The sequence below is a fragment of the Nocardia sp. NBC_01388 genome (assembly GCF_045040085.1).
Taxonomy (GTDB): domain Bacteria; phylum Actinomycetota; class Actinomycetes; order Mycobacteriales; family Mycobacteriaceae; genus Nocardia.
The window spans coordinates 853,194-878,321 of the sequence record NZ_CP109553.1 but is presented as its reverse complement, the minus strand read 5'-3'; the positions used below and the strand labels follow the sequence as shown (position 1 = coordinate 878,321).

The 25,128-nt window shown below is 65.8% G+C and carries 30 protein-coding genes and 1 pseudogene; 11 read left to right on the top strand and 20 right to left on the bottom strand.

Annotated elements, in window-relative coordinates:
* Positions 1 to 11: 11 nt before the first annotated feature.
* The 6 genes from lgt to OG716_RS04135 form a co-directional block, all read right to left on the bottom strand.
* Positions 12 to 875, bottom strand: coding sequence for a prolipoprotein diacylglyceryl transferase (lgt, locus tag OG716_RS04160; protein ID WP_405139511.1), 864 nt, complete (start codon positions 873 to 875; stop codon positions 12 to 14).
* Positions 876 to 1,022: 147 nt separating this feature from the next.
* Positions 1,023 to 2,201, bottom strand: a complete 1,179-nt coding sequence (locus OG716_RS04155) for an MFS transporter (protein WP_405136360.1) — start codon at positions 2,199 to 2,201, stop codon at positions 1,023 to 1,025.
* A complete protein-coding gene (locus OG716_RS04150; RefSeq protein ID WP_405136359.1) occupies positions 2,198 to 2,809 on the bottom strand; it encodes a phosphatase PAP2 family protein in 612 nt (203 codons plus the stop codon). Before OG716_RS04150 ends, OG716_RS04155 begins: the two co-directional genes overlap by 4 nt.
* Positions 2,810 to 2,821: 12 nt before the next feature.
* On the bottom strand, positions 2,822 to 3,373 hold the full coding sequence (locus OG716_RS04145; RefSeq protein WP_405136358.1) for a Chromate resistance protein ChrB: 552 nt from the start codon (positions 3,371 to 3,373) through the stop codon (positions 2,822 to 2,824).
* A gap of 337 nt (positions 3,374 to 3,710) precedes the next feature.
* Positions 3,711 to 4,694 (bottom strand): DMT family transporter, encoded by a 984-nt coding sequence (locus tag OG716_RS04140; protein WP_405136357.1) that lies wholly within the window; start codon positions 4,692 to 4,694, stop codon positions 3,711 to 3,713.
* A 257-nt stretch (positions 4,695 to 4,951) separates the two neighbouring features.
* Positions 4,952 to 5,089 (bottom strand): hypothetical protein, encoded by a 138-nt coding sequence (locus OG716_RS04135; RefSeq protein ID WP_405136356.1) that lies wholly within the window; start codon positions 5,087 to 5,089, stop codon positions 4,952 to 4,954.
* Positions 5,090 to 5,602: 513 nt separating this feature from the next.
* On the opposite strand from OG716_RS04135, the gene OG716_RS04130 reads away from it, so the two are divergent.
* Positions 5,603 to 7,162, top strand: coding sequence for a sensor histidine kinase (locus OG716_RS04130; protein WP_405136355.1), 1,560 nt, complete (start codon positions 5,603 to 5,605; stop codon positions 7,160 to 7,162).
* A 63-nt stretch (positions 7,163 to 7,225) separates the two neighbouring features.
* On the opposite strand, the gene OG716_RS04125 is transcribed toward OG716_RS04130, so the two are convergent.
* On the bottom strand, positions 7,226 to 8,059 hold the full coding sequence (locus OG716_RS04125; protein ID WP_405136354.1) for a hypothetical protein: 834 nt from the start codon (positions 8,057 to 8,059) through the stop codon (positions 7,226 to 7,228).
* A gap of 683 nt (positions 8,060 to 8,742) precedes the next feature.
* Between OG716_RS04125 and OG716_RS04120 the strand changes: the two genes are divergently transcribed.
* The gene (locus OG716_RS04120) at positions 8,743 to 9,285 is read left to right on the top strand and encodes a DinB family protein (RefSeq protein WP_405136353.1); all 543 of its coding nucleotides are present in this window, start codon (positions 8,743 to 8,745) and stop codon (positions 9,283 to 9,285) included.
* 201 nt (positions 9,286 to 9,486) lie between these two features.
* Here the strand turns inward: OG716_RS04120 and OG716_RS04115 are convergent, their stop codons facing one another.
* From OG716_RS04115 to OG716_RS04105, 3 genes are read right to left on the bottom strand one after another with little or no spacing between them, the layout of a single operon-like run.
* Positions 9,487 to 10,749, bottom strand: a complete 1,263-nt coding sequence (locus OG716_RS04115) for an MFS transporter (protein WP_405136352.1) — start codon at positions 10,747 to 10,749, stop codon at positions 9,487 to 9,489.
* A gap of 58 nt (positions 10,750 to 10,807) precedes the next feature.
* Positions 10,808 to 11,983: an NAD(P)/FAD-dependent oxidoreductase gene (locus tag OG716_RS04110; protein ID WP_405136351.1), complete on the bottom strand. Its 1,176-nt coding sequence runs from the start codon at positions 11,981 to 11,983 to the stop codon at positions 10,808 to 10,810.
* A gap of 28 nt (positions 11,984 to 12,011) precedes the next feature.
* Positions 12,012 to 12,359 carry a DsrE/DsrF/TusD sulfur relay family protein gene (locus OG716_RS04105; RefSeq protein ID WP_405136350.1) on the bottom strand — a complete coding sequence of 116 codons (348 nt, stop codon included), beginning with the start codon at positions 12,357 to 12,359 and terminating at the stop codon, positions 12,012 to 12,014.
* 128 nt (positions 12,360 to 12,487) lie between these two features.
* Here OG716_RS04105 and OG716_RS04100 point away from each other — a divergent pair, with 128 nt between their 5' ends.
* On the top strand, positions 12,488 to 13,150 hold the full coding sequence (locus OG716_RS04100; protein WP_405136349.1) for an ArsR/SmtB family transcription factor: 663 nt from the start codon (positions 12,488 to 12,490) through the stop codon (positions 13,148 to 13,150).
* A 66-nt stretch (positions 13,151 to 13,216) separates the two neighbouring features.
* On the opposite strand, the gene OG716_RS04095 is transcribed toward OG716_RS04100, so the two are convergent.
* Complete coding sequence (locus tag OG716_RS04095; protein WP_405139509.1) at positions 13,217 to 13,531, bottom strand: ArsR/SmtB family transcription factor; 315 nt, start codon at positions 13,529 to 13,531, stop codon at positions 13,217 to 13,219.
* A 68-nt stretch (positions 13,532 to 13,599) separates the two neighbouring features.
* A complete protein-coding gene (locus tag OG716_RS04090; RefSeq protein WP_405136348.1) occupies positions 13,600 to 14,844 on the bottom strand; it encodes an MFS transporter in 1,245 nt (414 codons plus the stop codon).
* A 369-nt stretch (positions 14,845 to 15,213) separates the two neighbouring features.
* On the opposite strand from OG716_RS04090, the gene OG716_RS04085 reads away from it, so the two are divergent.
* Positions 15,214 to 15,849: a class I SAM-dependent methyltransferase gene (locus OG716_RS04085; RefSeq protein ID WP_405136347.1), complete on the top strand. Its 636-nt coding sequence runs from the start codon at positions 15,214 to 15,216 to the stop codon at positions 15,847 to 15,849.
* A gap of 30 nt (positions 15,850 to 15,879) precedes the next feature.
* Here the strand turns inward: OG716_RS04085 and OG716_RS04080 are convergent, their stop codons facing one another.
* The 3 genes from OG716_RS04080 to OG716_RS04070 all read right to left on the bottom strand — a co-directional run bounded on the left by OG716_RS04080 (position 15,880) and on the right by OG716_RS04070 (position 17,213).
* The gene (locus OG716_RS04080) at positions 15,880 to 16,578 is read right to left on the bottom strand and encodes a cation transporter (protein WP_405136346.1); all 699 of its coding nucleotides are present in this window, start codon (positions 16,576 to 16,578) and stop codon (positions 15,880 to 15,882) included.
* Positions 16,578 to 16,907 carry an ArsR/SmtB family transcription factor gene (locus OG716_RS04075; RefSeq protein WP_405136345.1) on the bottom strand — a complete coding sequence of 110 codons (330 nt, stop codon included), beginning with the start codon at positions 16,905 to 16,907 and terminating at the stop codon, positions 16,578 to 16,580. Before OG716_RS04075 ends, OG716_RS04080 begins: the two co-directional genes overlap by 1 nt.
* A 123-nt stretch (positions 16,908 to 17,030) precedes the next feature.
* Complete coding sequence (locus OG716_RS04070) at positions 17,031 to 17,213, bottom strand: hypothetical protein (RefSeq protein ID WP_405136344.1); 183 nt, start codon at positions 17,211 to 17,213, stop codon at positions 17,031 to 17,033.
* Between the two features lie 98 nt (positions 17,214 to 17,311).
* Here OG716_RS04070 and OG716_RS04065 point away from each other — a divergent pair, with 98 nt between their 5' ends.
* Together OG716_RS04065 and OG716_RS04060 are read left to right on the top strand one after the other, a co-directional pair.
* Positions 17,312 to 17,638 (top strand): hypothetical protein, encoded by a 327-nt coding sequence (locus OG716_RS04065; protein ID WP_405136343.1) that lies wholly within the window; start codon positions 17,312 to 17,314, stop codon positions 17,636 to 17,638.
* Positions 17,638 to 18,219 carry a carboxymuconolactone decarboxylase family protein gene (locus tag OG716_RS04060; protein WP_405136342.1) on the top strand — a complete coding sequence of 194 codons (582 nt, stop codon included), beginning with the start codon at positions 17,638 to 17,640 and terminating at the stop codon, positions 18,217 to 18,219. The genes OG716_RS04065 and OG716_RS04060 overlap by 1 nt, the downstream gene beginning before the upstream one ends.
* 177 nt (positions 18,220 to 18,396) lie before the next feature.
* On the opposite strand, the gene OG716_RS04055 is transcribed toward OG716_RS04060, so the two are convergent.
* Complete coding sequence (locus OG716_RS04055) at positions 18,397 to 18,999, bottom strand: TetR/AcrR family transcriptional regulator (RefSeq protein ID WP_405136341.1); 603 nt, start codon at positions 18,997 to 18,999, stop codon at positions 18,397 to 18,399.
* A gap of 69 nt (positions 19,000 to 19,068) precedes the next feature.
* On the opposite strand from OG716_RS04055, the gene OG716_RS04050 reads away from it, so the two are divergent.
* The 4 genes from OG716_RS04050 (at position 19,069) to OG716_RS04035 (ending at position 22,252) form a co-directional block, all read left to right on the top strand.
* The gene (locus OG716_RS04050; RefSeq protein WP_405136340.1) at positions 19,069 to 19,491 is read left to right on the top strand and encodes a nuclear transport factor 2 family protein; all 423 of its coding nucleotides are present in this window, start codon (positions 19,069 to 19,071) and stop codon (positions 19,489 to 19,491) included.
* Between the two features lie 597 nt (positions 19,492 to 20,088).
* Positions 20,089 to 20,580, top strand: coding sequence for a hypothetical protein (locus OG716_RS04045; RefSeq protein WP_405136339.1), 492 nt, complete (start codon positions 20,089 to 20,091; stop codon positions 20,578 to 20,580).
* A 5-nt stretch (positions 20,581 to 20,585) separates the two neighbouring features.
* Positions 20,586 to 20,810 (top strand): helix-turn-helix transcriptional regulator, encoded by a 225-nt coding sequence (locus OG716_RS04040; protein WP_405136338.1) that lies wholly within the window; start codon positions 20,586 to 20,588, stop codon positions 20,808 to 20,810.
* Between the two features lie 1,088 nt (positions 20,811 to 21,898).
* Entirely contained in the window at positions 21,899 to 22,252 is a 354-nt protein-coding gene (locus OG716_RS04035) for a MerR family transcriptional regulator (protein WP_405136337.1), read from the top strand.
* Positions 22,253 to 22,850: 598 nt separating this feature from the next.
* Here OG716_RS04035 and OG716_RS04030 read toward each other — a convergent pair.
* The 4 genes from OG716_RS04030 to OG716_RS04015 form a co-directional block, all read right to left on the bottom strand.
* The gene (locus tag OG716_RS04030) at positions 22,851 to 23,219 is read right to left on the bottom strand and encodes a cold-shock protein (RefSeq protein ID WP_405136336.1); all 369 of its coding nucleotides are present in this window, start codon (positions 23,217 to 23,219) and stop codon (positions 22,851 to 22,853) included.
* Positions 23,191 to 23,334, bottom strand: a complete 144-nt coding sequence (locus OG716_RS04025) for a hypothetical protein (protein ID WP_405136335.1) — start codon at positions 23,332 to 23,334, stop codon at positions 23,191 to 23,193. Before OG716_RS04025 ends, OG716_RS04030 begins: the two co-directional genes overlap by 29 nt.
* Positions 23,335 to 23,597: 263 nt before the next feature.
* Positions 23,598 to 23,915, bottom strand: a complete 318-nt coding sequence (locus OG716_RS04020; protein WP_405136334.1) for a hypothetical protein — start codon at positions 23,913 to 23,915, stop codon at positions 23,598 to 23,600.
* Positions 23,916 to 23,952: 37 nt separating this feature from the next.
* Complete coding sequence (locus OG716_RS04015; RefSeq protein WP_405136333.1) at positions 23,953 to 24,396, bottom strand: Hsp20/alpha crystallin family protein; 444 nt, start codon at positions 24,394 to 24,396, stop codon at positions 23,953 to 23,955.
* A gap of 142 nt (positions 24,397 to 24,538) precedes the next feature.
* Between OG716_RS04015 and OG716_RS04010 the strand changes: the two are divergent.
* Positions 24,539 to 24,869, top strand: a pseudogene (locus OG716_RS04010) (MerR family transcriptional regulator).
* Positions 24,870 to 25,128: the final 259 nt, after the last annotated feature.

Genomic DNA, 25,128 nt, shown 5'->3' with positions numbered 1-25,128 from the left:
GCGCGCGGTCCTCAGCTCTTCTCCCCCGGACCGGACGCCGCCTCGGTCACCGAGGTGTCCTCGGCGGTACGGGTTCCGGAGGGCCGCAGCAGAAAAGCCAGGGCGACGAGGAACACGATCAGCGAGGTCCAGTCGTTGAGCCGCAGTCCCAGAAAATGATTGGCGTGGTCGACCCGCAACGCTTCGACACCGGCACGGCCGACGGTGTAGACGGCGACATAGATCGCACACAACCGCCCACGAGAGAGGTTGCGGCGCTTATCGATCCACAGCAGCAGCACCGCTAGGCCGATGTCCCACAGTGATTCGTACAGGAACGTCGGGTGATACAGCGCCACCGATGCGGTGTCGGCCGGTCGGTGCGCCTCATCGATCCGCAGCGCCCACGGCAACCCGGTAGGACCTCCGAACAACTCCTGGTTGAAGTAATTGCCCCACCGGCCGATCGCTTGCGCCACCGCGAGCCCCGGCGCGATGGCGTCGCCCAGATCCCACACATTGATGCCCCGCCGCCGGCAGCAGAGCCAGGCGCCGATGCCACCGAGAATCACCGCACCCCAGATCCCCAGGCCTCCGTCCCAGATATAGAGCGCGCGAACAGGATCGCGGCCGGGCCCGAAATACAGTTCGGGGTCGGTGATCACGTGATACAGCCGCCCTCCCACCACACCGAACGGAACGACCCACAGGGCGATGTCGAGAATGTCTTCCGGATCGCCACCGCGCGCGGCCCAGCGACGGCGCGTCAGCCAGATCGCCGCGACGATCCCGGCAATGATGCACAACGCGTATGCGCGGATCGGGAAGGGACCGAGCCACCACACCCCTTGCGAGGGACTCGGAAGATACGCCAGAACCACCAGATCATTCCCCACGGTCAACTGTCTCCTACACGCTCATCGGCCGAAGGCTGGGCCGCGCCGTCCGCCACAGTACTGCGACAGCGCTGCTGGCCGGCCGTCACAGCGACGTGAATTCCGCCCACCGCGGGGCGTGACGCCCTGCGACAGAACCGATGGTCTTTACCGGGCAATCGTGGATGTGGTCGCGATCAGAACTCCGAGGGCTGCCAGCAGGACAGCGAGGCCGGTCATGCCGAGGGCGAGGGTTCCGGCCACGGCGATGGCACCGACGAGCAGCGGACCGCCGGCGTCGCCGAGTTCGCGCCCGACCTCCGCGGCCCCCATCGTTTGCCCGAGACGCTCGGGCGGAGTGGTCGCGGCCAAGTGCGCGAACGCGATCGGAGTCACCAGCCCGGCACCGGCGCCGATTGCGACCGCGGCCACCGCGATGCCGATGACACCGGGCAGTGCGGCAGCCGACATCCCGACGGCCGCCGAGACCAGTCCTGCGGCCATCGCGCCCTCGTCACGGATGCGCCCGGCATCGCGGGCGCGACCGGCCCACGGCTGCACGAGAGCGGTCGTCGCGGCGAGTAATGACACGAACGCTCCGGTGGCCAATGGCCCGAGCCCGTGGTGCGCTCCGGCGACGGGCAGGAATCCGACACCGACCGCAAGGGCGGCGGTGGCGCCGGCCAGTGCGAGGGTCGGGCGCAGGAAGCTGCCGCCGGTCAATCGCCGGGCCAGGTCGAGCACGGTCTGCCGCCGGCGCGGTAGTGCCGCGACGGTCGGGACGGCGACCGCGGCCCAGATCGCGACAACCAGTGCGAGGACGGCGAGTGCGGCGAAGAGCAGGTTGTAGCCGCCGAGCGTGATCAGAATGCCGCCGAGTAGCGGGCCCGAGGTGTATCCCAATCCCTTCCACGCCCCATAACTGCCGAACGCGCGGCCGTGCCGGGTGCCCGGGGTCAAGCGGGCCACCAGCGCGCCGGCCGCGGGCGAAAAGGCCGCAGCCGCAGCGCCTTGCCCCAAACGGGCAATGCCGACGAGGGCAGGATTTCCCGCGAGCACGAATGCGGCCGAGGCGAGCGCGAAGGCAACGAGTCCGGCGAGCAGGACCGGACGCGGCCCGATCCGATCGGCCAGCGACCCGAAAACCGGTTTGAGCAACACCTCTGCCCCGTCGTACACCGCCAGCAGCAATCCCAAAGTCAGCAAGCTCGCGTGGCCGGATGCGGTGTAGCCGCCGAGACTGGCGGCGATGCTGTGCGCGCCGAACGCGGTCACGAATCCGGCCGCGTACAACGGCGGCAGTTGCGCTCGCGTCGCCGTGCTGTGGGTCGCTGGTTCGGTGTTCATCGTGTGACAGGCCCGGACGGGATTGCCGAGTCGGCGGTGAGCAGTGGTCGTAGGCGCGTGCTCTCGAGAAGGCTCACCAGCCGGACCAAAGCGTGACGGGCCAAGAAGAATCCGCCCACGCTGACTGCCGCACCGAGTAGTAGGCCCGCCAGCACATCTTGCGGAAAGTGGGCTGCGATGTACACACGTGCGAACGCCATTACCAGTGCCGCCGCTGCGGCAGCCAGACCGAGGCCGCGGTGAACGAGGAAGAGCGCGGCGGCGACCGCGCCGGAGGCGACCGCGTGATCGCTGGGAAACGAGGGATCCGTGCTGCGGTGCGCGAGCACCAGAATGCCGGAAAGTGCTGTGTAGGGCCGTGATTCACCGACCATCGCGGCGATCGGCTGGTTGATCGCGAGGGCGATCAGCATCCCGATCGGCGCCCACAGTGCGGCGGCCATGATCGCCGAGTCCGCCCGCTGCCGTGCGACCCACCAACCGGCGAGCATCAGTACGGCGAACAGCGCGATTCCGTATCCGGCATAGGCCGACATGATCGGTTGCAGCCACGGGGTGTCGCGCGCGAAGTGGTTGATATCCAGGAAGATTCGGGTGTCGAAGTTCATTGAGCAGCTCCTCTACATCTGGTGCAGGGCCTGGAAGACCCGCTCGGTGTAGTCGGCCAGCCGGTCGGCGCAGTGCCCGAGTTGCCGGTCGGCATCGGCGGCGGCCGGTGCGCCGAACACGTCGCGCGCCTTGATATCTCGGTGCCAGCGGCGCAACCGTTCCAGACTCTGCTCTTCCTCCTCGAGCTCGGCGAGCGTGAACTTGCCCTTGCCGATCTCCTTGTCGATCTCCGCATCGAACTTGCCGCATTCGGCGAGGAACTCGGTCCACTCCTCGATCCGCTCGGCGGTGAACAACGCCTCGAGCCGAGCCGCGTCCTTCTCCGCCCGGCCGGCGGCGTCGAGCACGAGCACCTCCCCCGCACCGCGCTCGGCCAACTCGATGACCCGGCTCACCCCATCGGTGAACACAGGCACGTCGGGCACCACCCACGCACCCTGGCCCAGCGGCAACCCACCGACTCGCCGCAGTTCCCGCCACACCGCCACCCGATGCCGCGACGGCTCGGACGGTACGCGCACCACCAACACCAGCCACCGGACCTGCTCACTTTGCTGAGTCACACACGACAATGTAACAGCAGTTACATCAGCCCGTGTGCGCACACTCCTTGTATTCTCGGCGTACCAGTTCAGGTTCTCGAGCGCTTCGTGAGCGAAGCCGCCGAGGTAGGCGTCATCGACAGCCCGGAGCGCTGACACTTCGCCGACGCAACTCCCACACGGCTCGAGGTGGAGACATGCAAGGGCGACTACGGCACTTACGACGACGTTCGGACATAGTCGCGCACAGCGGTGTCCGCACCGCTCACGAAGCGATCGGTGCGCAGGTCATCATGCGCTGGGCGGCAGGCAAAGGCGGAACGGAGCATCCATTCGAGTCCACCAACATTCGACTCGGCTAGGTGGTTGCCCGAAATACGTGTGGCTCACCATTATTCGTGCGTGACATCGCGGAATCCGTTGGCAGCTTCGGTTCCGTGGAGCTTTGCACGCGGACGGGTGATGCGCGCTTATTGCGGCGTTGCATTGCGAGCCCGACAGAACCGAGGATGATCGCCGCTCCGACCAACAGCCGCGCGGTCAAGGGCTCGCCGAGGACCGCGATGCCTGCGGCCACGCCGACAATCGGGATCAAGTAGGCGGTGAGCGCAGCGGTCGTGGGACCCAGACGAGCGATATTGCGGTAGTTCATCAATTCGGCGCCCGCTGTGCTGATCAGGCCCAGCGCAAGCAGGCTCGCGATGCGCGTCGGCGTCAGTTCCACGCGGCTCGTGTCCGTGGTGACCACCGCCAGCGGCAACAGGACCAGGATCGCACCACTTTGGATGGCGGCCGCGATAAACAGCGGCTTCCGATGAGATAGGTTGCGGCGCATATAAGTCCACCCGAACCCGTAGCATCCGGACGCCGCGAGGACTGCCAGGCACCCGCATCTCGAGGAGGCGGTGAGATCCTGTGAACCAAGTCCCGCCAGCACCGCGACGCCGAGCAGCCCGACCGCGACCGCTCCGATCTGTCTCTTACCTGGCCGGTGTCCGAGCATGATCACTGCGAATCCGGTGGTCCACAGTGGAACCGTCGCATGCAGTACTGCCGATAGAGAAGCGTCGACGTGCTGCTGCGCCCACGCGGTCAGGCAGAACGGCAGCGCTACGGTCGTGACGGCCAGCACCGCAAGATGCATCCGCTCGCGCCCACCTGGCGCCGCCACATCAACGGATCCCGGTCCACGCGAGCGAACCCACGCGGCCGGCATCAGGACCAGCCCGGACAGCAGCACACGGATGAACGCGATTCCGAATGGCGGAACACCCGGAAGCGCCACCTTCATCAAAACCGAGGACAAACCCCACATAGTCGACGCGAGCACCACACCGAGCACAGTTCCTCCGGAGTCATCGACGAAGCGGCTCTACCGGTCGGATTGATACTTGAGATGGAAGATTCGACGGCGCCGGAGATTCGAGCAGTCACAGCGGGAATCCCCTGCGCCGTCTGGGTAAATCGAATCGGTCGTGAACTGGTGCATGCCGATGGCTTTCGGCATGCACCAGAACCAGCGCGCGCATCATGCGAACGGGCGGCTTTGTGCCCCCATAACATTGGAGCTTTCAGGTCACAACCGCCGCACGCAATCGATCAGCCGAACGGGTACCCACTGGCACCGGTGCCGGCGCCGGCCATGCCGGTGATGTCGCTGAGCATCGACACCACCCCTTGCCCGATCGACAGCGCGTCGTATCCGATCGTTCCGAGGTTGACCGCGAAGTTCTGCATTTCACACCTCTTCTGTCGGGCCGTTCCGATGTCGCACGGCTGTGCACGGACCGTGCCGATCGCTGTGATGCAGCGATCGCTGTGAAATCAAACAAAGAAGGCGCCTTGTAATAACTAGAGAGTTGCACTTGACAAGGTAGCCCCCATTCACACGCAGCAACAAGCTCGGCGTGGCGCGGGATCACACTTCGGTTTCGATCGAAATAGGCAGTCTTCCAATAACTTTGGCACGGTAACGCATCGTTCGGTGAGAAGAATGCACTGATCTCGGCCACTACCCGCAGCATATCCACAGCTATCTTCACAGGAAGTTCGAAGAATTCCGCCGGAGCGTCGGCGGCCGATTGAAGGCCACCGTGCTCACAGGAAATACCCAGCGTATTCGGAGGATACGTACGGGCGCCCAGGGCAGCATGTCCGGATGAGCAACCGAGCTCCCGGAGCGCGACTGCCCGTCATCGATGAGGAGCCCACGATCGTCACAGCATCACACGAACTGCCGCCGAGCCGCTGGTGAACGTGCGTAAGGTGCTGACCCAGCGGGCATCAGCCGTACCACTGCGCGTCGGGCTCGTCATCGCTCTGGTGGCATTGGCCGGGCTGGTTTTGCTGGCCTGCGGCGTCGCGGTGACCTCAGTGCTCAGCCATTCCCTGGCACAACGGACCGACGAACAGCTCTACGATGCTGCCCGCACCTGGGCCCAGCCGCGGCCGATGAAACAGGCAATCACCAATGACGGCCGGACGCAATGGATCCCGGCCAATATGGCCGCTCCGCCCGCCCAGCCCAATCCCTCGCGAGAACAGCCCCGAAAGTTCTTCGAGCAGCGCAAGGGTCCCGACGGAACGCTCTACCTCGAGTTCACCGGCGGCGACAATTCCTCGGGCACACCGGATCTCGGCGCGCAGAGCAACGCCGGCCCGACCACCGTCGATTCGACGACCGGCGCTGACGTGCACTGGCGAGTACTGACCACCGCCAACGAGTTCGGTTCGACCACGATCGGGCTGCCGCTGACCGATAACGAACATATCGTGTCGCGATTGATCTACTTCGAAATCCTCACCGCCGCATGCGCATTGCTGGCGCTCGCCAGCGGCGGGTATGTTGTCGTGCGGCGCAGCCTGCGACCCTTGCGCAAAGTCGAGGAGACCGCTGCGGCGATCGCGGACGGCGACTTGCATCGGCGAGTGCCGGTGCGGGGAGTCAATACCGAGGTCGACCGGCTCGCGCAATCGTTGAACGTCATGCTCACCCAGATCCAGCAGGGTGTCGCTGCGACCGAGGCATCCGAAGAGGACGCGCGCCGCTCGGAAACACGGATGCGGCAGTTCATCGCCGACGCCAGCCACGAGTTGCGCACTCCACTGACCACGATCCGCGGATTCGCGGAACTGTATCGGCAGGGAGCCAGCACCGACGCCACGGCGATACTCGCCCGCATCGAGACCGAGGCCGGGCGTATGGGCCTGCTCGTCGAGGACCTGCTGATGCTCGCGCGCGTCGATGCCAAACGCCCGTTCGAACGCCATCCCGTCGACCTACTCGGGCTGGCAGGCGATGCGATTCACAATGCTCGAGCCGCAGCCGCCCGGCAGCAAAAGGACCCAGCCGCACCACGCCGCCGAATCGACCTGGAGGTAATTGCGGGTGAAGGCACGATGGAGGTCACCGGCGATGCGACCCGGCTGCGTCAGGTGCTGACCAACTTGCTCGGCAACGCGCTCAACCACACGCCGGTCGACGCGCCGATCACTGTGCGGCTCACACCCTCTGCCGACGATGTCCGCATCGACGTGATCGATACCGGGCCCGGCCTCTCCCCCGAGGCCGCCACCCGAGTATTCGAACGGTTCTATCGCACCGACAGCTCCCGCACTCGTGCCAGCGGAGGGTCCGGGCTCGGCCTGTCTATCGTTCAAGCACTCGTCACCGCGCACGGCGGTCGAGTCAGCGTGCAGAGCGAACCCGGTCACGGCGCAACCTTCACGGTCACCCTCCCCCGCGAGAACCTCATCGCTCCACAACAGAATTCGAGCACAGGCGCGGCCGAACTGACAAAATACCGGTAACGATGTCCACGGTGACCAAGCAGCCGAATCCAGGGCCGTTGCAGTTCGCCGGTCAGTTGATCGTCACGTCGGCGGCAACCACCCCGGCGAGGGAGGCCGCGTAACCGGTGGAGTAATCGGCGTCCGCGCGTAGGCGCTGGTGACGATCGGCGGAGCGGCGTGGGGATTCGATCGGGTCCATTGGGTGCAACTGTCGACGTCCGCAGTATCGCCGTCGCGGCGCGGCGACGGACCCCACGCGCCGGTAACGGTCCAGCCGTCGAACACATCGAAGCGCGGCGCGCGATGCGCCGGTCCACTTGCGTCGGTCGCCGGAAACCTTGTTCGTGCATCGCCGTCGGGTGTGACGTTCAGCCAGATGACCCAGCCCCCTGCCGATTCACCGTCCTCGCTGGTGCTCCGCCAGTGATACGTCGTACCCCCGTCGTCGGACTCGGCGACGTTACCGAAGTCGACGCAGTACGCGGCGGTAAATCCGTGATCTCCCGATTCGATCCGCAGGATTCGAGCAAGAAACGTTCCGCCCCAGCGCAACTGCCAGTCGCCTTCTCGCGCGTCGGCGGGATAGGAACCTCCGTCAGGTATACGCAGCCAGTCCACCTGGGACACCGCCTGCGAGTAGCCGGGGTAGGCGAGCCGATCTCCCACCGAAACCGACAGGCGCCTACTTTCAGCCAAGGCGCGCACGACCGTCGATTCCGGGCTCGTCAGGTCGATGTCGTCAGCGGCGCTCCACTGGAATGTGTAGTCACCGGCCCACGCGAACGGGAAGGTATATTCCGCCGCGGGTACCGCGGCGAGACGGACCAGGTCCGATGATGATGTCGCGGAATGAACGTCGGCCGAGCATGAAGTCGCCAGCAATAGCGCAGCCGCTGCGCTGCCGAGCTTGATCAACCGGCCGAGCGAATCCATCACCCAATCCTTTCAGCGCGGCAAGGCTCAGACGACTACCCGACGTGCTGGTCCAACCGCATCAGACTACAGATCGGCAATAAGAACCGCAGCTCGAGCCTTCGCCACGCACACGGTTCCCGAGATGCCCTCGCTCCCGGTCCCGCTCGGCGCCCGACCTGGGTACCAAAGCGTTCGACGCGGAACCGGCCCCGGCTCACGATGATTCGGCGCCACGCCCAAGCGACCTCCGGCGCGGTGCGTCGCAACCCCAAAGATCACCGAGTCCAACGACTTTCCCACTCAACTCGGCAAGCGGCACCGAGGGTGGCGTGTGCCTGCGTCAGGGCACCTGTGCCACGTCGGTGCGGGAACACGGCCCGCTGCTCGATGCGTACGATGCGCTTCGAGCGCCACCCACACCGGATGCGTGCGCATACTCGAGAAAACCGCGAATTGCCATGTCCCCACCCTCGTTTCAGTGCTCGGGAACCTCCGTCCCGCATCTGAGGGCAAATACTGACACGGGATACCGACAGAATCCCGCATCCAACCACGAAACGCTGGTTCAGGCGCGTCGGTGACCACACCGAGTGCCTCTTGACTATCGACCTGGTCGAGCGATGATCGATACAGGCGGACCAGGTCACGATCCGGGGTCCTGCACGCCGAATCGAGGTGCGGTGATGTCACAGCCACAGATGGGTCGGGCGGCATTGGATGCGGACCTGGAACGGGTTCGGCGAGATTTTCACCGACTGCTGGCGACCACTCGTGAGGATGAGTGGGCCGCGCCGTCGGACGGTACGCGGTGGACGAACGAGGAACTGTTGTTCCACATGGTGTTCGGGTACATGATCGCCCAGAAACTGCTCGTTCTCGTGCGCCTGTTCGGGCGACTGCCCGCTGGGCCGAGTCGCGCGTACGCCGGGCTGCTGAACGCCACCACGCGGCCGTTCGACGTCATCAACTTCTACGGCTCGCGGGTTGCCGCGAAGGTCTACAACCGGCGCAGGATGGGACCCGAACTCGATCGGATGATCGCGTCGATGCAGCGATCCTTGCGGCGGGCAACCGATGCGGACTTCGCCCGCGGTATGCACTACCCGAATCGATGGGACCCGTACTTCAGTGAGTACATGACCCTCGCGGACATCTACCGGTATCCGGGGCAGCATTACGACCATCACCGAAACCAGCTGACAGTCAACGGAATTCGCCAGTCGTAACAACGGTGATAGCGACGGCCAATCGATTCGGGTCCGGATTCAGCGGCTGCCGGTGCGCCGCGCGCTATGCGGGCAGTATCTGGGTGACACGCCACGACCGGCGCGGCAGATCACCTGGATCGCCATGCGCGTAATGCCTCCCTACGTCTGTGGCCCGCGCCAAGACAATACGGAGGTTGGATCTGCTTTCAGGGAACCTGGTCAGGGGTTTCGTGGTCGCGAGGTGAGTGCGGCGATCGGCACGATCGCCAGTGCCAGCACACCACCGGCGAGGGCGAGAGTCGGGTAGCTGGTGGCGGCGACCATCAGCCCCGAACCCATCCCTCCGGTCGCTCCGGCAATGGCGATGGAAACATCCACCGTGCCTTGGGTTTTCGCCCGGGTCATCAGCGGCACGGTATCGGTGATGATCGCTGTGCCCGCGACCAGTCCGAGGTTCCAGCCCACCCCGAGCAATGCCAGCGCGAGCGCGAGCACCACAACCGAGTCGCCGGGCGCGGCGGCGGCGAGCACCCCGGCGGCCGACAGGGTGACCCCGGAAGCGACGGCAACGGGAAGGCGACCGCAGCGGTCGACGAGCCACCCGGTCAGTGGCGAAGGCAGATACATGGCACCGACATGCACGGCGATCACCAATCCAGCGGCGGCGGTGCCGTGACCATGGTCGTGCAGGTGGACCGGCGTCATTGTCATGACCGCCACCATGACCAACTGCGTCAGAGCCATCACCAGCCCACCGACCATGACTCCTTTGCCCGGGTCGTCGGTGGATGCGATCTCTGCGGCAGGGGTGGCGGCGGGTTCGGTGCCGCGTTCGAGTGTTCGGGCCAGCAGCAGCGGGTCGGGGCGTAGCCACACCGCCAGCACGAGGGCCGCCAGGGCGTAGGCGAGCGCGGCGAGCAGGAACGGCCCGGCCAGGTACGGGATTCCGAGAGTGTGGGCGAGCGCGCCGGTCGGGGCGGCGAGGTTGGGGCCGACGATGCCACCGAGGGTGGTGGCGACCAGCACCGTGGACACCGCGCGTCCACGGTGCGACGCGGTGGCGAGATCGGCTCCGGCATAACGGGCTTGCAGGTTGGTGGCCGTGCCCGCGCCGTAGACGAACAGTGCGATGAACAGCAGGATCGGATTGTCCAGCACCGCGGCGGCGATGACACCGAGACTGCCGATCGCGCCGGTGAGGTACCCGGCGGCGAGACCGGGGCGACGACCACTCGCCTGGGAAATGCGGCCGACCGCGACAGCGGCGAGCGCGGAGCCTGCGGTGAACAATCCGCTGGGCAGCCCCGCCAGACTGGTCGAGCCGAGCATCTCCTGTGCCAGGAGTGCGCCGACAGTGATACCGGCGGCGAGCCCTGCGCCGCTGAGGATCTGGGCGGTGACCAGCACGGTCAGGATGCGGTGTTGCGCCTGCGCGATGTCGGTTTGGTCGGAATCGGCGGTCGTGGCGGCGGTACGGGGCACGAGAGATTTCCTTCGCGGGGCGGCGGGGCGATTCGGTGATCCCCCCCGGGCTGGTGGTTCAGGAACGAATGTTCCAGCGGGCCAGCCAGTCTCGTTCCTGCTGTGCCTTCTCCTCGTGATATGCCGAGGAGGGTTCGCGCAGTGTCACCCGCGGTGCCGGTAGCGCCAGGAAGTCGCCTTCTCCCTTGGCTGCGAGTCCGCCGCCGATTTCCACGAAGCACGCACCCTGGCCGGTGAAGCGGGTATCGGGGGCGTCGTAGGCCAGGTAGCGGGCCACCTGGTGCGCGGCGACCTCACCCTCGGCTTCGGCGAAAATCGCAGCTTTCGGCAACGGTTTGCCGTTGGGCAAGAGCAACGCGGTACTGTCGCCGACCGCGAACACCCCCGGTGCTCTGGTAGCCATCGTGGCGGGATCGACCGGGATCCAGCCATTCGGGCCGAGTCCGCTCGAGCGCACTGCCGCGACCGGAGCATGTGGTGGCACGACGGCGAGTAGATCGAAGGATTCGGTTGTGCCGTCGGCGAATTCGACCGTGCACGCGTGCGGATCAATGGCCGTTGCGGATCGTCCGCCGTGGAAACCGATGCCCTTCGTGTCCATCATGCCCACCAATGCATTGCCCACCGCGGGTCCGGCGACCGGCATCGGTAAGGCGTCCGGCGCGAAGGCATCCACCCGCACCGCGCCGCCGGCGAATTTCTCGCCGAGTTGGTCGGCGATGAGGAATGCGGCTTCGAACGGTGCGGCCGGGCATTTGAACGGTACCGCCGCCACCAGCACCATGACCCGCCCCGCTGCCATCGCCTCGATCTTGGTGTGCAGATCAGCGGCCCCCTCGAGGGTGTAGAACTGGCCCGCCACCCCGGTCTCGAGAGCCTGTGGCAGCCCCGGCAATGCCGCCGTGTCCAGCCCTGCTCCGAGCGCGATCACCAGCGCGTCGTACCCGATCGATCCGGCCGGGCCACAGTGCACGGTCCGCGCGTCGATGTCGATGCGCTCGATCTCGGCGGTCACCATCTCCACCCCGGGCAGCGCTGCGGCGGTCGGGCGGGCGGTGACCTGCTCGGCAGTGCGCCAGCCGCGTAGCACCCACAGCAACGACAGCCCCGGACCACCGCCGAAAGCGCGGTCCACCAACACAATCCGATCTTCGGCAGGCAGGACTTTCCGCAGATCAGCGGCGGCAGTCAACCCACCTGCGCCAGCGCCGAGAACGACGACGGTCTTGTTCATGAGTTTGTTTCCTTTGTGCTGTTCGGGATCAGACGTTGATGACTTGGTCGGCCCAGGCGGTCCAGTCGGCCAGCTCCGCCATCGATGAGCGGTGCGCGCCGTCGACCAACTGGTCCTCGCTCATGCCACGCGCGTCCATGCACGCCCCGCAGTTGCCGATCAGGCCGCCGTTCTTGGTGAGGGCGCTCGTCATCTTGGCCAAGTTGTAGAAGCCGCTGGGGACTTTCTGCCCAGCGGTCACAGAGATGACCGCGTCGGCGAAATTGAACACCCGCACCTCGTTTCCTGCGTCGAGCATCTGGCGTGCCCAGCGGATTCCGTTGTAGGTGCGCTCGGTCCCGTAGGGCGGGTCGTGCAGGACGAAGAGGTAGTTCACGATGTTCTCCCTGGTAGAAGCTGGCGTCGCGCACACGGGCAAGTCGGGTGCGAATACAATCGCTATGTTCGACGTTGTTCCAAAGAACTATGGAATACGTTATTCCAAAGAGTATTGGAGAAGCAAGCGTGAGTGAGTTGTCCGACCGCAAGGCCGCCCTCTACGACGAGATCGCCCGCGTCGGCAAGGCCCTCGGCAACGGTCGCCGACTGCAGATCCTCGACCTGCTCGCACAAGGCGAACGCACCGTCGAATCGATCGCCACCGCGACCGGAATGAACCTGACCACCGCATCGGCGAACCTGCAGGCCCTCAAGGCCGGCGGACTGGTCGAAGCACGGCGCGAGCGCACCAGCCAGCACTACAGCCTCGCCGGAAACGACGTCGCCCGCTTGTTCGCGCTCGTGCAAACCGTCGCTGAGGCGCATCTGGCCGATGTCGCCCTCGCCGCGGCCGCAGTGCTCGGCGACCCCGAGGACGCCGTCACCCGTGACGAGCTCATCCGCCGTCGCGACGCCGGGGAGATCACCCTGCTCGACGTGCGCCCGCACGACGAATACGAGGCCGGGCACATCCCGGGTGCGATCAATATCCCGCTCGCCGAACTGGCCGAGCGACTCGCGGAACTGCCCGGCGACCACGACATCGTCGCCTACTGCCGAGGCGCGTACTGCGTCATGGCACCCGAGGCGATCCGAGTCGCGAATCAGGCGGGCCGCGCGGTCAAACGCCTCGACGAAGGCATGCTCGAATGGCGACTGGCCGGGTTGCCAGTCGATACCGAGATCTGATCACACTCTCCATGCAGGGCCCGTTCAGTCCTATCCAGGGCCCGTTCAGTCCTATCCAGGGCCGGTTCAGTCGTGGGCAGGTTCGCCCGTGACGGCGTGGTCGGCGTGGTTCATGCCTTCGCGGACGAGTCGGGCGAGGTGTCCGTCACGGATGCGGTAGATGACCCGCCGACCGTCTTTACGGGTGTCGACGAGTCCGGTGAAGCGGAGTTTGGCCAGGTGCTGGCTGACGGCGGTGCGTGAGGTGCCGCAGGCTTCGGTGAGGGCGCCGACGTCGGCCTCGGTGTCGGCGAGGACCCACAGGATGTGCAGCCGGGTCGGGTCGGACAGCATGCGGAACGTGTTGGTCGCGGCATCCAGGCGCGCCCGGTCCGGGACCATGTGGTGGCTCAGGCTTGCCGCGGGAACTGCTTTCGCGGCGTTCGAGCCCGCCTCGTCCACCACTGCGCCTACCGCCCTCCCGCCATCGCCATGTCGATACCTGCCCGGGCGGATGCGGGCCAGACCCGGGAGGCCGCTGCTGCTGCGAGTGTAGCGACCGCGGTCAGCACCGCTGCGGCGGTGAACTGGCTGGTGGCGGCGCCAACCCAGCCTGCGATGGGGTAGGTCAGCAGGAAGCAGGCGTGTGAGAGGGAGAACTGTGCGGTGAACAACGATGCGCGGGTCTGTTCGCTGGATTCGGCGCGTAGCAGACGCGCCGAGGGGGTGTTGATCATCGAAGTTCCGGCGCCCAGCACGATCCAGATCACCGCGAGCAGCGCCCAGCCCAGGCCTGCCGGTGGAGCGATCGCGAGCATCGAGGTGACGGCCGCCAGTCCGATCGGGATGATCAGGCAGCCGGTCAGCATGAGCGTCCGGTCCGGGACGGTCGTGAGCAGTCGTGGCACGAGCAGCGCCACCGCCATCGATCCCCCGCCATAGCAGCCCAGGGCGAGCGCGACGCCGGTGTTGGACCCGCTCAACAGGTCTCGTACATAGACGACCGTGTTGACCACGACGAGCCCTGTCGCCGCGGCGACCACCAGGTTCATCGCCAGCAGACCGCGCAGCACCGGCCGCGCCATCATGATTCGCGCGCCGGCGGTGATCCGCTGAAGCAGCGGGACCGACCGATCTGCCGCGACCAGCCGCGGTAGCCGGGTCCCGACGACCATCGTGGCCGACACCACGAAACCGGCCACCGTACCGAGGAACAGCAGGTTGTAGCTGATCAGTGTCAGCAGCGCTGCCGCGAGGATCGGGCTCAGCAACGATTCGAGGTCGTAGGCCAGCCGCGACAGCGACAGACCGTGGGTGTAATCGTCCTCGTTCTCCAGCACCGACGGGATCACCGACTGAAAGGCCGGAGTGAACGTGGCAGAGGCCGCCTGCAGCACGAAGATCAGCACATAGATCTGCCATGTCTGGTCGATGAACGGCAGCAGCACAGCGATCACCGCGCGCACGGCGTCCGCGAAGACGAGCAGCACCTTGCGCGGGACCCGGTCGGTCACAGCCGAAATCACCGGTGCGACAGCAACATACGCGACCATCTTGATCGCCAAGGCTGTTCCCAGCACCGCGCCGGCGTCACGCCCCGCGATGTCGTAGGCCAAAAGGCCCAACGCGACGGTGAGCAGACCGGTACCGACCAGCGCCACGACTTGAGCGGTGAACAGCCGACGGAACTGCGCATGACGCAATACAGCCAACAACGCGAGACCTCCGGGATTGCGCAGATACTTTCCAACACGCCCACCATATCTCATATAGGTGCGCACCTGCGCACCTATATGAGATATGTCAGACGACGAGCCACATCGGCCGGCCGGCGTCTGCCTACTGACGCAATCCCGCTCTGCGGGTGGCTGCTCGACAACCGATGCGCTGTAATCAGCCGTACCACTTCAGAAGTCGGTGCGCACGTGGGTTTTCGACGGCCGGTCGATGTGTGAACGGGGTGTCTCGGTCGACCGCCGCGGACTACCATCGGCTGTGAACCACGTCGCCGTCGCCTACCACGCCCGGATAGGGCGGCGACCTGACCGAGCAGCGTTCACGGCTGCCGAAGAGGTGAGCGGCCGATGACTTCGACCAGCGACCGAGTGATCCGGTGGCAACGCTACTGGGACAAGAAATCCCGTAATCATGACAAAGAGATGCAGTTCTGGGATAGACGGCTGTTCGGCAATTCCCGCACGTGGGCTTGCTCGCGAGCTCGGGGAAACACATTGGAGGTTGCCGTCGGAACAGCCCTGAACCTCCCGTTCTATCCGGACGACGTCGCTGTGACCGGCATCGATATCAGCGAGCACATGCTCGCCATCGGCCGCGATCGCGCCGCCCGCCTCGGACACCCCGCGACGCTGCAACTGGGCGATGCCCACGCATTGAAGTTCGAGGACGATTCGTTCGACACGGTCGTGTGCACGTTCGGGCTGTGCGCGATCCCCGACAGCGACACCGCTATCGCCGAAATGCGGCGAGTCCTGCGCCCGGCAGGGCAATTGATTCTCGTCGACCACGTCGCCAGTACCTCTCGGCTCGCACGAGGGGTCCAGCGCGCCTTGGAAATCTTCACCGTGCCGACAGCGGGGGAACACTTTCTGCGTCGCCCGTTCGACACCGTGATAGCCAGCGGATTCGAGATCGAAACGGTGGAACGATTCAAGGTCGGACTCGTCGAACGACTGGTCGCCAAGAAGACCACCCCAACCTGACGAGGCACTCGGCCCCGACCGGGGGTCGTGTCAGTCGCAGCACTCGCAATCGTGGGCTTCCGCCTGCGGGGCAGATCCGACAGCCGTTGTCGCGCAGCAGGTATCGCCCTTCCAGGCATTGATGCCCTCCTTGACCGCGATGACCGCGATGACGAACGCCGCGACGGGATCGGCCCACGACCACCCCAACAGACTGTTGAGCAGCAGTCCTACCAGCAACACCGCCGACAGGTAGGTGCACAGCAGGGTCTGCTTGGAATCGGCGACCGCCGACAACGATCCGAGTTCACGCCCGGCCCGGCGTTGCGCCCACGACAGTACCGGCATCACAGCCAAACTGACTGCGGCCAAACCGATTCCGATCGGTGAGTGCCGGGCCTCGCCCACCCCGAGCAGCGACCGGATCGCATCGGCGGTGACAAAGGCGGCGAGGCCGAAGAAAGAGAACGCGATGATCCGCAGCGCGACCTTCTCCCGTGCTTCGGGATCGCGGCCGGCGAACTGCCACGCCACCGCTGCCGCCGAGGACACTTCGATCACCGAGTCCAACCCGAACCCCAACAACGCGGCCGAGGACGCCCGAGCCCCCTCGGACAGCGCGATGATCGCCTCGATCACGTTGTAGCTGATGGTCGCCGCCACGAACCAGCGGATTCGCCGCGACAGCACCGCTCGCCGGTCCGGGCTCGGACCCAGCCGCACCGACGGGGTTCCCAGGTTCGCCGACATCAGCAGCACTGCTCGGTCGCCGAGGCCGGGCAGCACGCCGGATCGACTGCCAGCACCAACCCGACCAGGTCGTCGAGGGCTCTACCGATCCTCGGGTCGGCCAGTTCGTATCTGCTGCGCCGGCCTTCCGGCACCGCGACAACCAGGCCGCAACCACGCAGGCAGGCCAGGTGATTGGACAGGATCTGGCGCGAAACCCCGATCTTGTCCGCCAGTTCCGACGGGTACCCGGGTGCGGTGCGCAAACTCAGCAGAATCTGGGTACGGGTCGAGTCCGACAACGCGTACCCGAATCGGGAGAGCGCGTCACTGTGCGTCACGATGTCCACACCCGGACTGTACAGATATTTCTGTATTAAGAGCAAGATGTATCAATGGCCGACCCGCAGGCGGGCAGTGAACGGCAGGCCGCCGGACTGCGAGGCTTCGATGCCACCGGCGAGCGGACGGAGTCAGCCGCAGCCGAGTCCATTCATCATCGGACCGCCATAGGCGACCACCGAGACGAACAGCGCGATGAGACCGGAGACGAGCGCCGTCGTCAGCACCGGAGTCCGTGTCATGCTGTGCCAGAACGGTTCTCGATCCGGCGCCGGTGGCGACAGCGCGGGCAGGCCGGTGAGGAGCGCGGCCACGACAGCACCCGAAACGGGACGGCCGCGCACTCCCGAATCAACCTATAGTTGTGCAGGTAGGGGCAAACCACAGACCCGCAGGCGAGGTGGAGGCTGCTGTGCCATCCGAGGACAAGAAGAAGTCAGCGCACCGTGCCCTGGTGGAGCGTGTCCTGAGCGGAAAGGGCAGCGCCTCTCCGGAAGAGCGTGCCCGCGCCTTCCATAACGCCGGTGTCCCACTGTCTTTGCATGCGCTGATCAACAAGGTCGCCGCGAATCCGACACAGGTCACCGACGCAGATTTCGCCGCTGCCACGGCAGCGGGCTTCAGCGAGGACCAGTTGTTCGAGTTGGTGATATCGGCTGCGGTCGGCCGATCCGCCCGGCTGTACGACACGGGACTGGCGGCTCTGACCGAGGCAATCGGCCTCGAGGAGACCGAATAATGCGACTCGACATCCTCAACCACGGTTACAAGCCCGGTACCAAGGCGCTGTTCGCACTCATTCGGCTGTTTTCCGGGCAGTCGTTACCGGACGCGGCGAAGCTGGTCTTCTATCGGCCCGACTTCTACGGCGCCTTCTCGAAGAAGTTCACCCACGAGGCGATGCGCGGACCATCGGCCTGGTCGGTCGCCGACCGAGAGCTGATGGCGGCGTTCGTATCCAAGGCCAACGACTGCGCATTCTGCATCAGCGCGCACACCGCGACCGCGACCCAGGCCTACGCGGACGAGGCGAAGGTTCGCGCCGTGCTCGCCGACGTGGACTCGGCCCCGATCGAGGACGGGCTGCGCGCAACATTGCGGATGCTCGGCACGCTGACCCGGACAGGAACTGTGGGCGTCGAGGACATGCGGGAAGTGCTCGCCGCGGGCGTGACACCCGAGCAGATCGAGGACGCGCTGGCGGTCTGCGCCGCTTTCGATACGACCAACCGGCTCGCCGACGCCTTCGGCTTCCAGCAGCTCAGCCCCGCGGGCTTCGCCGCGGGAGCCGAATACCTGCTCAAACGAGGTTACCGATAGCGGATGGCCGCCCGGGCCCGACCGTTGATCGCGCTGCTCGGCCTGGCCACACGCCACACCCGAAGATGAACGGGCAGAGCATATCTCGGCCTCGTCACCGCACTGAGATATCGAGTTCAGGGTGGTGACCAGGTGAGGGGTCGCACCCCGCGAGCGAATACCGATCGTGCGCCCGTGTCATCGGTCGGGCTGTCGGACCGAGTGCACCGTGATCAGCTTTCGGGCGCTGTATTGAAACGAGGCGATTGCTACCTCTGCTGTCATGCGGCCCGATGACACCTCGGAACCAGCCGCGTGGCCGAGCACCATGACCGCCGTCAACAACCATTCCGGTGCGCAGTGGCGATCGAATTCACCGGTGGCCTGACCACGGCGGATCAACTGATCGAGCGGCCCCAGTATCGGTGCGTGGGCATCGTGGTCCTCGGCCGGATCGGCCGGGGGCAGGTGCAGCAGCATCGGATACCGCTGCATGATGTGCCAGCACAGGTCGAGGAACCGTTGCAGGGCTGCCGTTGCCGAGTCTTCGTCGAGGCGGGCCGCGTCGATGGCGGCGGCGACTTCGGTTGTGATGCGGGCGACCGCGGCCTGGATCAGCACATCGCGGGTCGGGAAGTGGGCGTAGAGGGTTTGCCGGCTGACACCCGCGGCGGCGGCCACGTACTCGAGGCTGGCATCGGGTCGCTCCCCGAGTGTCTGGATGGCGGCCTCGAGCACCGACTCGGCACTGCGGAGGGCGTCACTTCTACGGCGCCGGGGCGCACCAGTTTTCTCTGACATCCTTGTCAACCTTAGCGGATGCGAATAAACTTGACAGTGTTGTACGAGTTATCTGAAAGGTGTACGGACATGGCTACTTCCATCGCCCTCCCCGGAGACGACCTCACGGCATATCTCACCGCATACGTGGCGGAAATGGCCTTCGGCACCGAAGAACCCGAAGTCGTCGTGGACCGCTATCACACCCCCGACATCCTCTGGCTCAGCGACGGACACCCGATGGACCGGAACCGGCTGGTGGCGCACGCGAAACCGAGCCGCAAGAACGTGACCCAGTGCACGGTCGACGTGATGAGCACCCTCGCCTCGGGTGAGCGTGTCGCCGCCCGCTACACGGTCACCGCCACCATGCGCACCGGCCGGACGATCGCCACCGAGATATACATGTTCGGCAACCTCGCCCCGGACGGACGACTGCACCGGGTCGATGCCATCACCCGCGACCTACCTCAGCCGAAAGAAGCAGCACCGGAAGATGTTTCCGGCCACTGAAGACAACGCATCGAGATCTGCCACCGCCAAATGTGGTCATCGGCCAAACCGTCACCTATATCAGGGCTAGCCTCCAGGAAGTTGCCGACGCACTCGTGGCCATGACCGGGGACCCCCACCTACCGGCTGCCTGACGTTGGCATCGACCAGCGCGTGTGCCCGCGGCAGCGTCCGAGAGCATGCCGCCCTCCAACTGGTCGGCACCCGCGCGGCGAGCGGGGTGCGATAGCGGAAGCTGTCGCGCGGCAGACCGCTGCCGTCCGAGCGACTGTGGATCGCCCGCTCGGCGGCACTACCGCTCACTGAAGTTGGCTGATGCCAGACTGTCTGGACTCACTGGGGTGTGTCACCGACGCCCAGTGACGAGATACACCGCCGAGCATCCATAATGCGCCCCCCTTTCCCGCTGGTCTCCGGACCCGGTCCTTCTCGCGGTCGTACACGCCTGGGAACTCGAAAAGTCGCGTGCGCCCAGCATGTCAGCCCTTTATCGGTTGTTGGACGTGAGCGACGATGACAAAGCGACTTGACATCGCGAGACAAGTCAGCTTGACTTCAACTAGTGCGCCGCAGGGTGCCGAGTCGGAGGAGGACGACATGACCACACCAACACAGCGCTGGAGCTTCAGCTCTGCCGTGCTCGGCACGGGCGACCCGAGGTGGGGCGATGAGCGTGAACGCAATGTCCAGCTGGAGGCCTACGCCTTCGCGCAGAGTCTCACCGTCTACGCGGCGCTGTTGTTCGGGGCGGTTGTTGCCTGGCTCGGGTCGTTTTGGGTCACCCTGGGGCTCTTGCTGCTGGTGGTGGTGTTCCCCTCGATCGCTTTTCGTCGATACTGCCGCGCCCGCAACGTTGACGTGCGGGCGCTGATCTACGGCCGGGCCGGCCGGATGCGCATCGCGGTGACATTCGCGATCACCATCGGCGCGCTGGTGTGCATGATGTTCGGTGTGGCACATCGGGAAGGGCTCGCCACCGGGCTCGGCGGCATCCTCGGCGCGCTGGCCGGCGGCACCGCCAGCATTATCGGCGGTGTTGTGTACGCACGAAAGGTGCAGGCCGCCACCGAGACTCACGACGACGAGTAACTGGGATGCCCGCCACCGAAATACCCGCCACCGATGCACCGCACCCGGTCCGCGCCGCCCGATCGGCCTGTGGCATGCGCCAGATCGACCTGGCCAACGCCGTGGGGGTCAGCCGTCAGACGATCGTGTCCCTCGAGAAAGGCGACTACGCACCGTCAGTCGTCCTCGCGCTCCGAATCGCTCGAGTGCTGGGACGCACCGTGGAAGAGCTCTTCGCGCTTCCGGATTGAGGGTACGGTCTCGCCGAGAGCGGCAACCGCCGGGCTCGCGTACATGGACGCACTCAAACGGATGTCCCCGGCCGCGCAGATCCAATACCCGATATTCGGCAATAGCGCGGGCTTTAGTCCGGTAGAGCCAGGACAGGACGATCGAGCAGCTACCGATCGACTAGCGGGAATCGGATGGCTGCCAATGGTTCTCACCTTGCTTCTTCGCCCCCTCCGGCGGCGGTCCGGGGAGCACCGGCTTCTCGTCTGCACCGGAGGGGACGGTCGAACCTCATGTTCCGGGCAGTTCCTCTGCCCGGCCACTGGATCTCTCCATCGCAACGGCAGCGAATATATGCCAAAACCAGAGGCATGTCTACAACCGCCACAACAGTTTTTCGCTACCCGCGAAATGGGATTCAATCCTTTCGGATGGCGACACAGGCTGCGCTGTCGGAGCTGCTCACGTGCCAGTCCCGTACGTCACCGACCGACACCTGACGCCGAAGAACCGCGTGGCCGTTGCAAACCGCGCGCGCCGTCTCGTCACGGGACATCCAGTGCCAGTGGACAAGTAACGATCCCGCGAAATTCACCACCGGCATGCTCACCACCATGACCGAAGGCAGAGCGCGCGAACAGCACGTTTCCGTGCGACGAAAAAATCTGCATTCATGGGTGTAGACAACCGATGCGGCCAGTTGTACTGTCTCTCTTGTTCGACAAGCAGTAAGTCAAGGGCCCGGGAAAATGAACTGCCCCGGAGAAGTCCATTTTGGCCGTCCCCTGCCGGCGGGTGAGGTATTCGATCTTGGTTGGGCCGCAGGAGGGGACGAAGAACGCCGCGAAAGCGCCGGGAGTCCTGCGAGGACTTCCGCAGCGGGACCGTGCCAGCAGCATTCGGGTGCGGGGGTGCGCAACCTACGAGTCGGGAGGTGGTCCACGAGCACATACGTACGCATTACGCGTCCCTGTCGACACGTTCGGACGCGGTGTCAGACACCGGCCTCACCGGCCGGTAATCGAAATTGAGTCAACCCCTACGTAACGACCCCAGGCCCCGGCGCACTGCGCCGGGGCCTGAAGGCATGAAATTCCCGAGAGGTGTAGTGGAAGATCCACACGCGAGCCCGACCGACAACACTCCCGCCGACCGACTCGACGATGACGACTATCCCGCCTACAGCATGGGCCGGGCCGCGGAAATCGTCGGAGTCACCCAAGCATTCCTGCGCGCCCTGGATGCCGCGAAACTTCTTACCCCGCAACGCTCCGAGGGCGGGCACCGCCGCTACTCCCGCTACCAATTGCGTATCGCCGCGCGAGTCCGCCAACTTGTCGACGATGGTAACCCGCTCGAGGCCGCCTGCCGGATCGTCATCCTCGAAGACCAGCTCACCGAAGCGCAACGCATCAACAGCGAATTACAACAACACCTCAGAGACGGTCACGGCGGTGACTGACCGCAGGCGGTCATCGCAACACTTCATCGAGTGGCTGAGCAGGGGAACTGCCTGGTATGAGGTACATCCGCTCCCTCCGGCGTAGGCGAGAATCCGGCAGCAGCACCCCCCGGAGCCGGACCGCCGCCGGAGGGAGGCCGGGGCGTAAACCGGCCCCTGGGCCGGTGAATGATCTCTTTCCGGCATTCCATGCCCCGGCGCACCTCACGCCGGGGTCTGCGCATTGTTCCACTCTTCGTGAGGTGTTGTGCGGCAACCGGATACGACGTTCGGGTCGTACCGCGGCGCCGAGCTGCGCGAACGCCTCCTACGACCGAGGTAGGGGTCAGCGGGGTCTGCTCACACCGACGGGTCTGCGCCGGCGCACGTGCGGGTTCCGCGCACGAGGATGACACGGGGCAGGGGACCGCTGGGCGGCGAGCGGGGCGGGCATCGCCGGGCCCATGACGGTGTCCCACCACGGGCGTAGCGGGCTGGGATCAGGCCAGCGCACCACCAGCGGATCCCGGTCCGGGTCGGGGCGAGTGGGCGTGCGGTCGGTATCGGGAGAGGTCCTCGTGCTCACGAATCTGTCCGATCAGGCAGGGTGTTCGGGTGTTCAGGCCACACGGGCGCGGCAGCGGTGTCGGGCGCTGCGGTGACCGCGGACCCGAGGCACCGGCGCCGAGACGGCTACGGTGCCGGTATCGGTGTGCAAGAAGGGCACGACGCGGATAGCCTCGGGCCCGCGAGGGGTGTCGGTGGCGGTGTAGATGACCTGCTGACCGGCGGTGAGAGTTCTGTAGCCGGGGACATCGATCACCCGGTAATCCAGGAACACCGCGGGCCCGGTACCGGGGGTCAGGAACCCGAACCCCTTCTCGGCGTCGAACCAGGCCACCCGTGCGTGCTGCCAACGAGCAAGGGCGCGGTCACGGGTATGCGGGTCGGGGGTGCGGTCAGTAAGCGAGGCAGTAGAAGTCGTCATCGGCATGGGGGTGATCGATACGGTCGGCCAGGTCGTCGGTGTCGGTGGTTTCCGGCGGGACGGGGTGGTGCGTGTGGGTCAGGTCGAGCTCGCCGGCGGTCGCGATGGTGGTCATCTGCGATTGCTCCTCTCACGTACCAAGGGGGACGAGGGGTGGGCCCGGCCGGAACCGGCCGGCCGGGCCCACCGCGTGGAACGAGTGGATCGACATGATGCTGCGTTGAACCAGTGAGGGCTGGAACGGTCACCGGACTCGTTGTGCCACCTGGTGGCCGTGCGCGCGGACCGCGAGGGTGTCCGTTTGTGCGCGATGGGTGGGTGATCAAAACCGGTGGCGTCGCACCCTCGGTGGTGTGCGTGTGATGTTCGGGACGGGCATCACCTTGCTTTCGCGACTCGGGCGCAATCGATGATGTGCGGTCGGGTTGTGCTGCCGGGCGGGCCGCGCCCGGTGCCGGGCATCGCCGGGGGCCGCCGTCCGCGAGCTCTCGGCGGATCGAACTCGCGGACGGTGCTTTCGTGCCGGTGCCCGGACCCCGGAATCGGAGTGTGCGGCAACTGGTTACGGGGTGCGCGGGCCTGGCACAGGATGTCCTCGACTTCGGCGAACAGTTCGGCCACGTCAGGGTCCAGGCCCAGCAAGCACTCATCCGAATACCAGAGCTCGAACTCTCGGGTGGTGCTGATGTTCCTCACCGGACCTCCTGCGAGGTGAAGAGCCGGCAGGCCCGGCTCAGGCGTTGATGACCTGGCGTTCGGGTTCGCGTTCGGGGCGAGCGATGTCGATCTTTCTGGGTTTGGCCTTCTCCGCCACCGGAATTGACAGCCGTAGCACGCCGTCGCGGTAATCGGCGCGGATCTGCTCGGTGTCCAGACTCTCCCCCAGCACCAGCTGGCGGCTGAACACCCCGCGCGGGCGCTCGGCGGCGAGCATCGAGCGGCCGGGGTCGATTTCCGGACGCGAAGCGCGCACGGTCACCACATTGCGTTCCACATCCAGGTCCAGGGAATCGGGATCGATGCCCGGCAGGTCGAACTCGACCAGGAACTGATCGTTCTCACGCCAGGCATCCATCGGCATCGCCGCGGGTCGGGCCGCGGTGCCGAACACCTGCTGCGTCAAACGATCCAGATCACGGAAGGGATCACTGCGCATCAGCATGGTCGCCACCTCCAACTCACTCCATTCTCGGTAGTAGATTCACCAGATAACCTCTGCCATCTGGCATAGATATTATTTAGCACTCCGGCAAGGAGAGTGCAAGCCTCGACAAGAGGTAATCTTCTGACAAGCAGTAGAACCTAAAGGGAGCGCGTCCATGCGTTCAGAGCCCGAGGGCACCCACCTGCCTCGCTCCGGACAGGGCGTGTACGCGATCTCCGTCACCGCGGAACTGACCGGGATCGGGGTGCGGACCATGCGCCTGTACGGGCAGCACGGCTTGATCACCCCCCCACCGCAGCGCGGGCGGTACCCGCCGCTACAGCGGCGACGATCTCGCGCGCCTGCGGCGTATCACCGCCGTGGCCGAGCAGGGAGTCAACCTCGCCGGCATCGGGCGCATCCTGGACCTGGAAGACGCCGACACCGCGCTGACCGATGAACGCGACCAGCTGCGCGCCGGCCCCGGCAGCACACTCACTCTCTGACGGCCGATTCACCCGCACAAAAAATCTCTATTGATGGGTATAGACAATCCTCGCGTGCCGTTGTACTGTCTCTCTCGTTCGGAAGTTAAGAAATGGCAAGGCCCCGTAGCAGGAAGCCGAACACGCTGCGGTGGGAAGTCAGTTGTCAGCCCGGTTCCCTCCGGCAAAGAAAAGAACATGGCAATAGGTAGTACTGCTGGAGGGAACCGGAAACACCGCACCACGCGCCGGAAGTCGCCCACAGTGACCCGCCGGCGAA

What these genes read in the sequence shown, in the direction of transcription:
- OG716_RS04155 (WP_405136360.1), bottom strand. Translation starts at nt 2,201, where the DNA reads ATGAACACCGAACCAGCGACCCACAGCACGGCGACGCGAGCGCAACTG.
- OG716_RS04150 (WP_405136359.1), bottom strand. Translation starts at nt 2,809, where the DNA reads ATGAACTTCGACACCCGAATCTTCCTGGATATCAACCACTTCGCGCGC.
- OG716_RS04135 (WP_405136356.1), bottom strand. Translation starts at nt 5,089, where the DNA reads ATGCAGAACTTCGCGGTCAACCTCGGAACGATCGGATACGACGCGCTG.
- OG716_RS04120 (WP_405136353.1), top strand. Translation starts at nt 8,743, where the DNA reads ATGTCACAGCCACAGATGGGTCGGGCGGCATTGGATGCGGACCTGGAA.
- OG716_RS04110 (WP_405136351.1), bottom strand. Translation starts at nt 11,983, where the DNA reads ATGAACAAGACCGTCGTCGTTCTCGGCGCTGGCGCAGGTGGGTTGACT.
- OG716_RS04095 (WP_405139509.1), bottom strand. Translation starts at nt 13,531, where the DNA reads ATGGTCCCGGACCGGGCGCGCCTGGATGCCGCGACCAACACGTTCCGC.
- OG716_RS04085 (WP_405136347.1), top strand. Translation starts at nt 15,214, where the DNA reads ATGACTTCGACCAGCGACCGAGTGATCCGGTGGCAACGCTACTGGGAC.
- OG716_RS04080 (WP_405136346.1), bottom strand. Translation starts at nt 16,578, where the DNA reads ATGTCGGCGAACCTGGGAACCCCGTCGGTGCGGCTGGGTCCGAGCCCG.
- OG716_RS04060 (WP_405136342.1), top strand. Translation starts at nt 17,638, where the DNA reads ATGCGACTCGACATCCTCAACCACGGTTACAAGCCCGGTACCAAGGCG.
- OG716_RS04055 (WP_405136341.1), bottom strand. Translation starts at nt 18,999, where the DNA reads ATGTCAGAGAAAACTGGTGCGCCCCGGCGCCGTAGAAGTGACGCCCTC.
- OG716_RS04050 (WP_405136340.1), top strand. Translation starts at nt 19,069, where the DNA reads ATGGCTACTTCCATCGCCCTCCCCGGAGACGACCTCACGGCATATCTC.
- OG716_RS04045 (WP_405136339.1), top strand. Translation starts at nt 20,089, where the DNA reads ATGACCACACCAACACAGCGCTGGAGCTTCAGCTCTGCCGTGCTCGGC.
- OG716_RS04040 (WP_405136338.1), top strand. Translation starts at nt 20,586, where the DNA reads ATGCCCGCCACCGAAATACCCGCCACCGATGCACCGCACCCGGTCCGC.
- OG716_RS04030 (WP_405136336.1), bottom strand. Translation starts at nt 23,219, where the DNA reads ATGACGACTTCTACTGCCTCGCTTACTGACCGCACCCCCGACCCGCAT.
- OG716_RS04025 (WP_405136335.1), bottom strand. Translation starts at nt 23,334, where the DNA reads ATGACCACCATCGCGACCGCCGGCGAGCTCGACCTGACCCACACGCAC.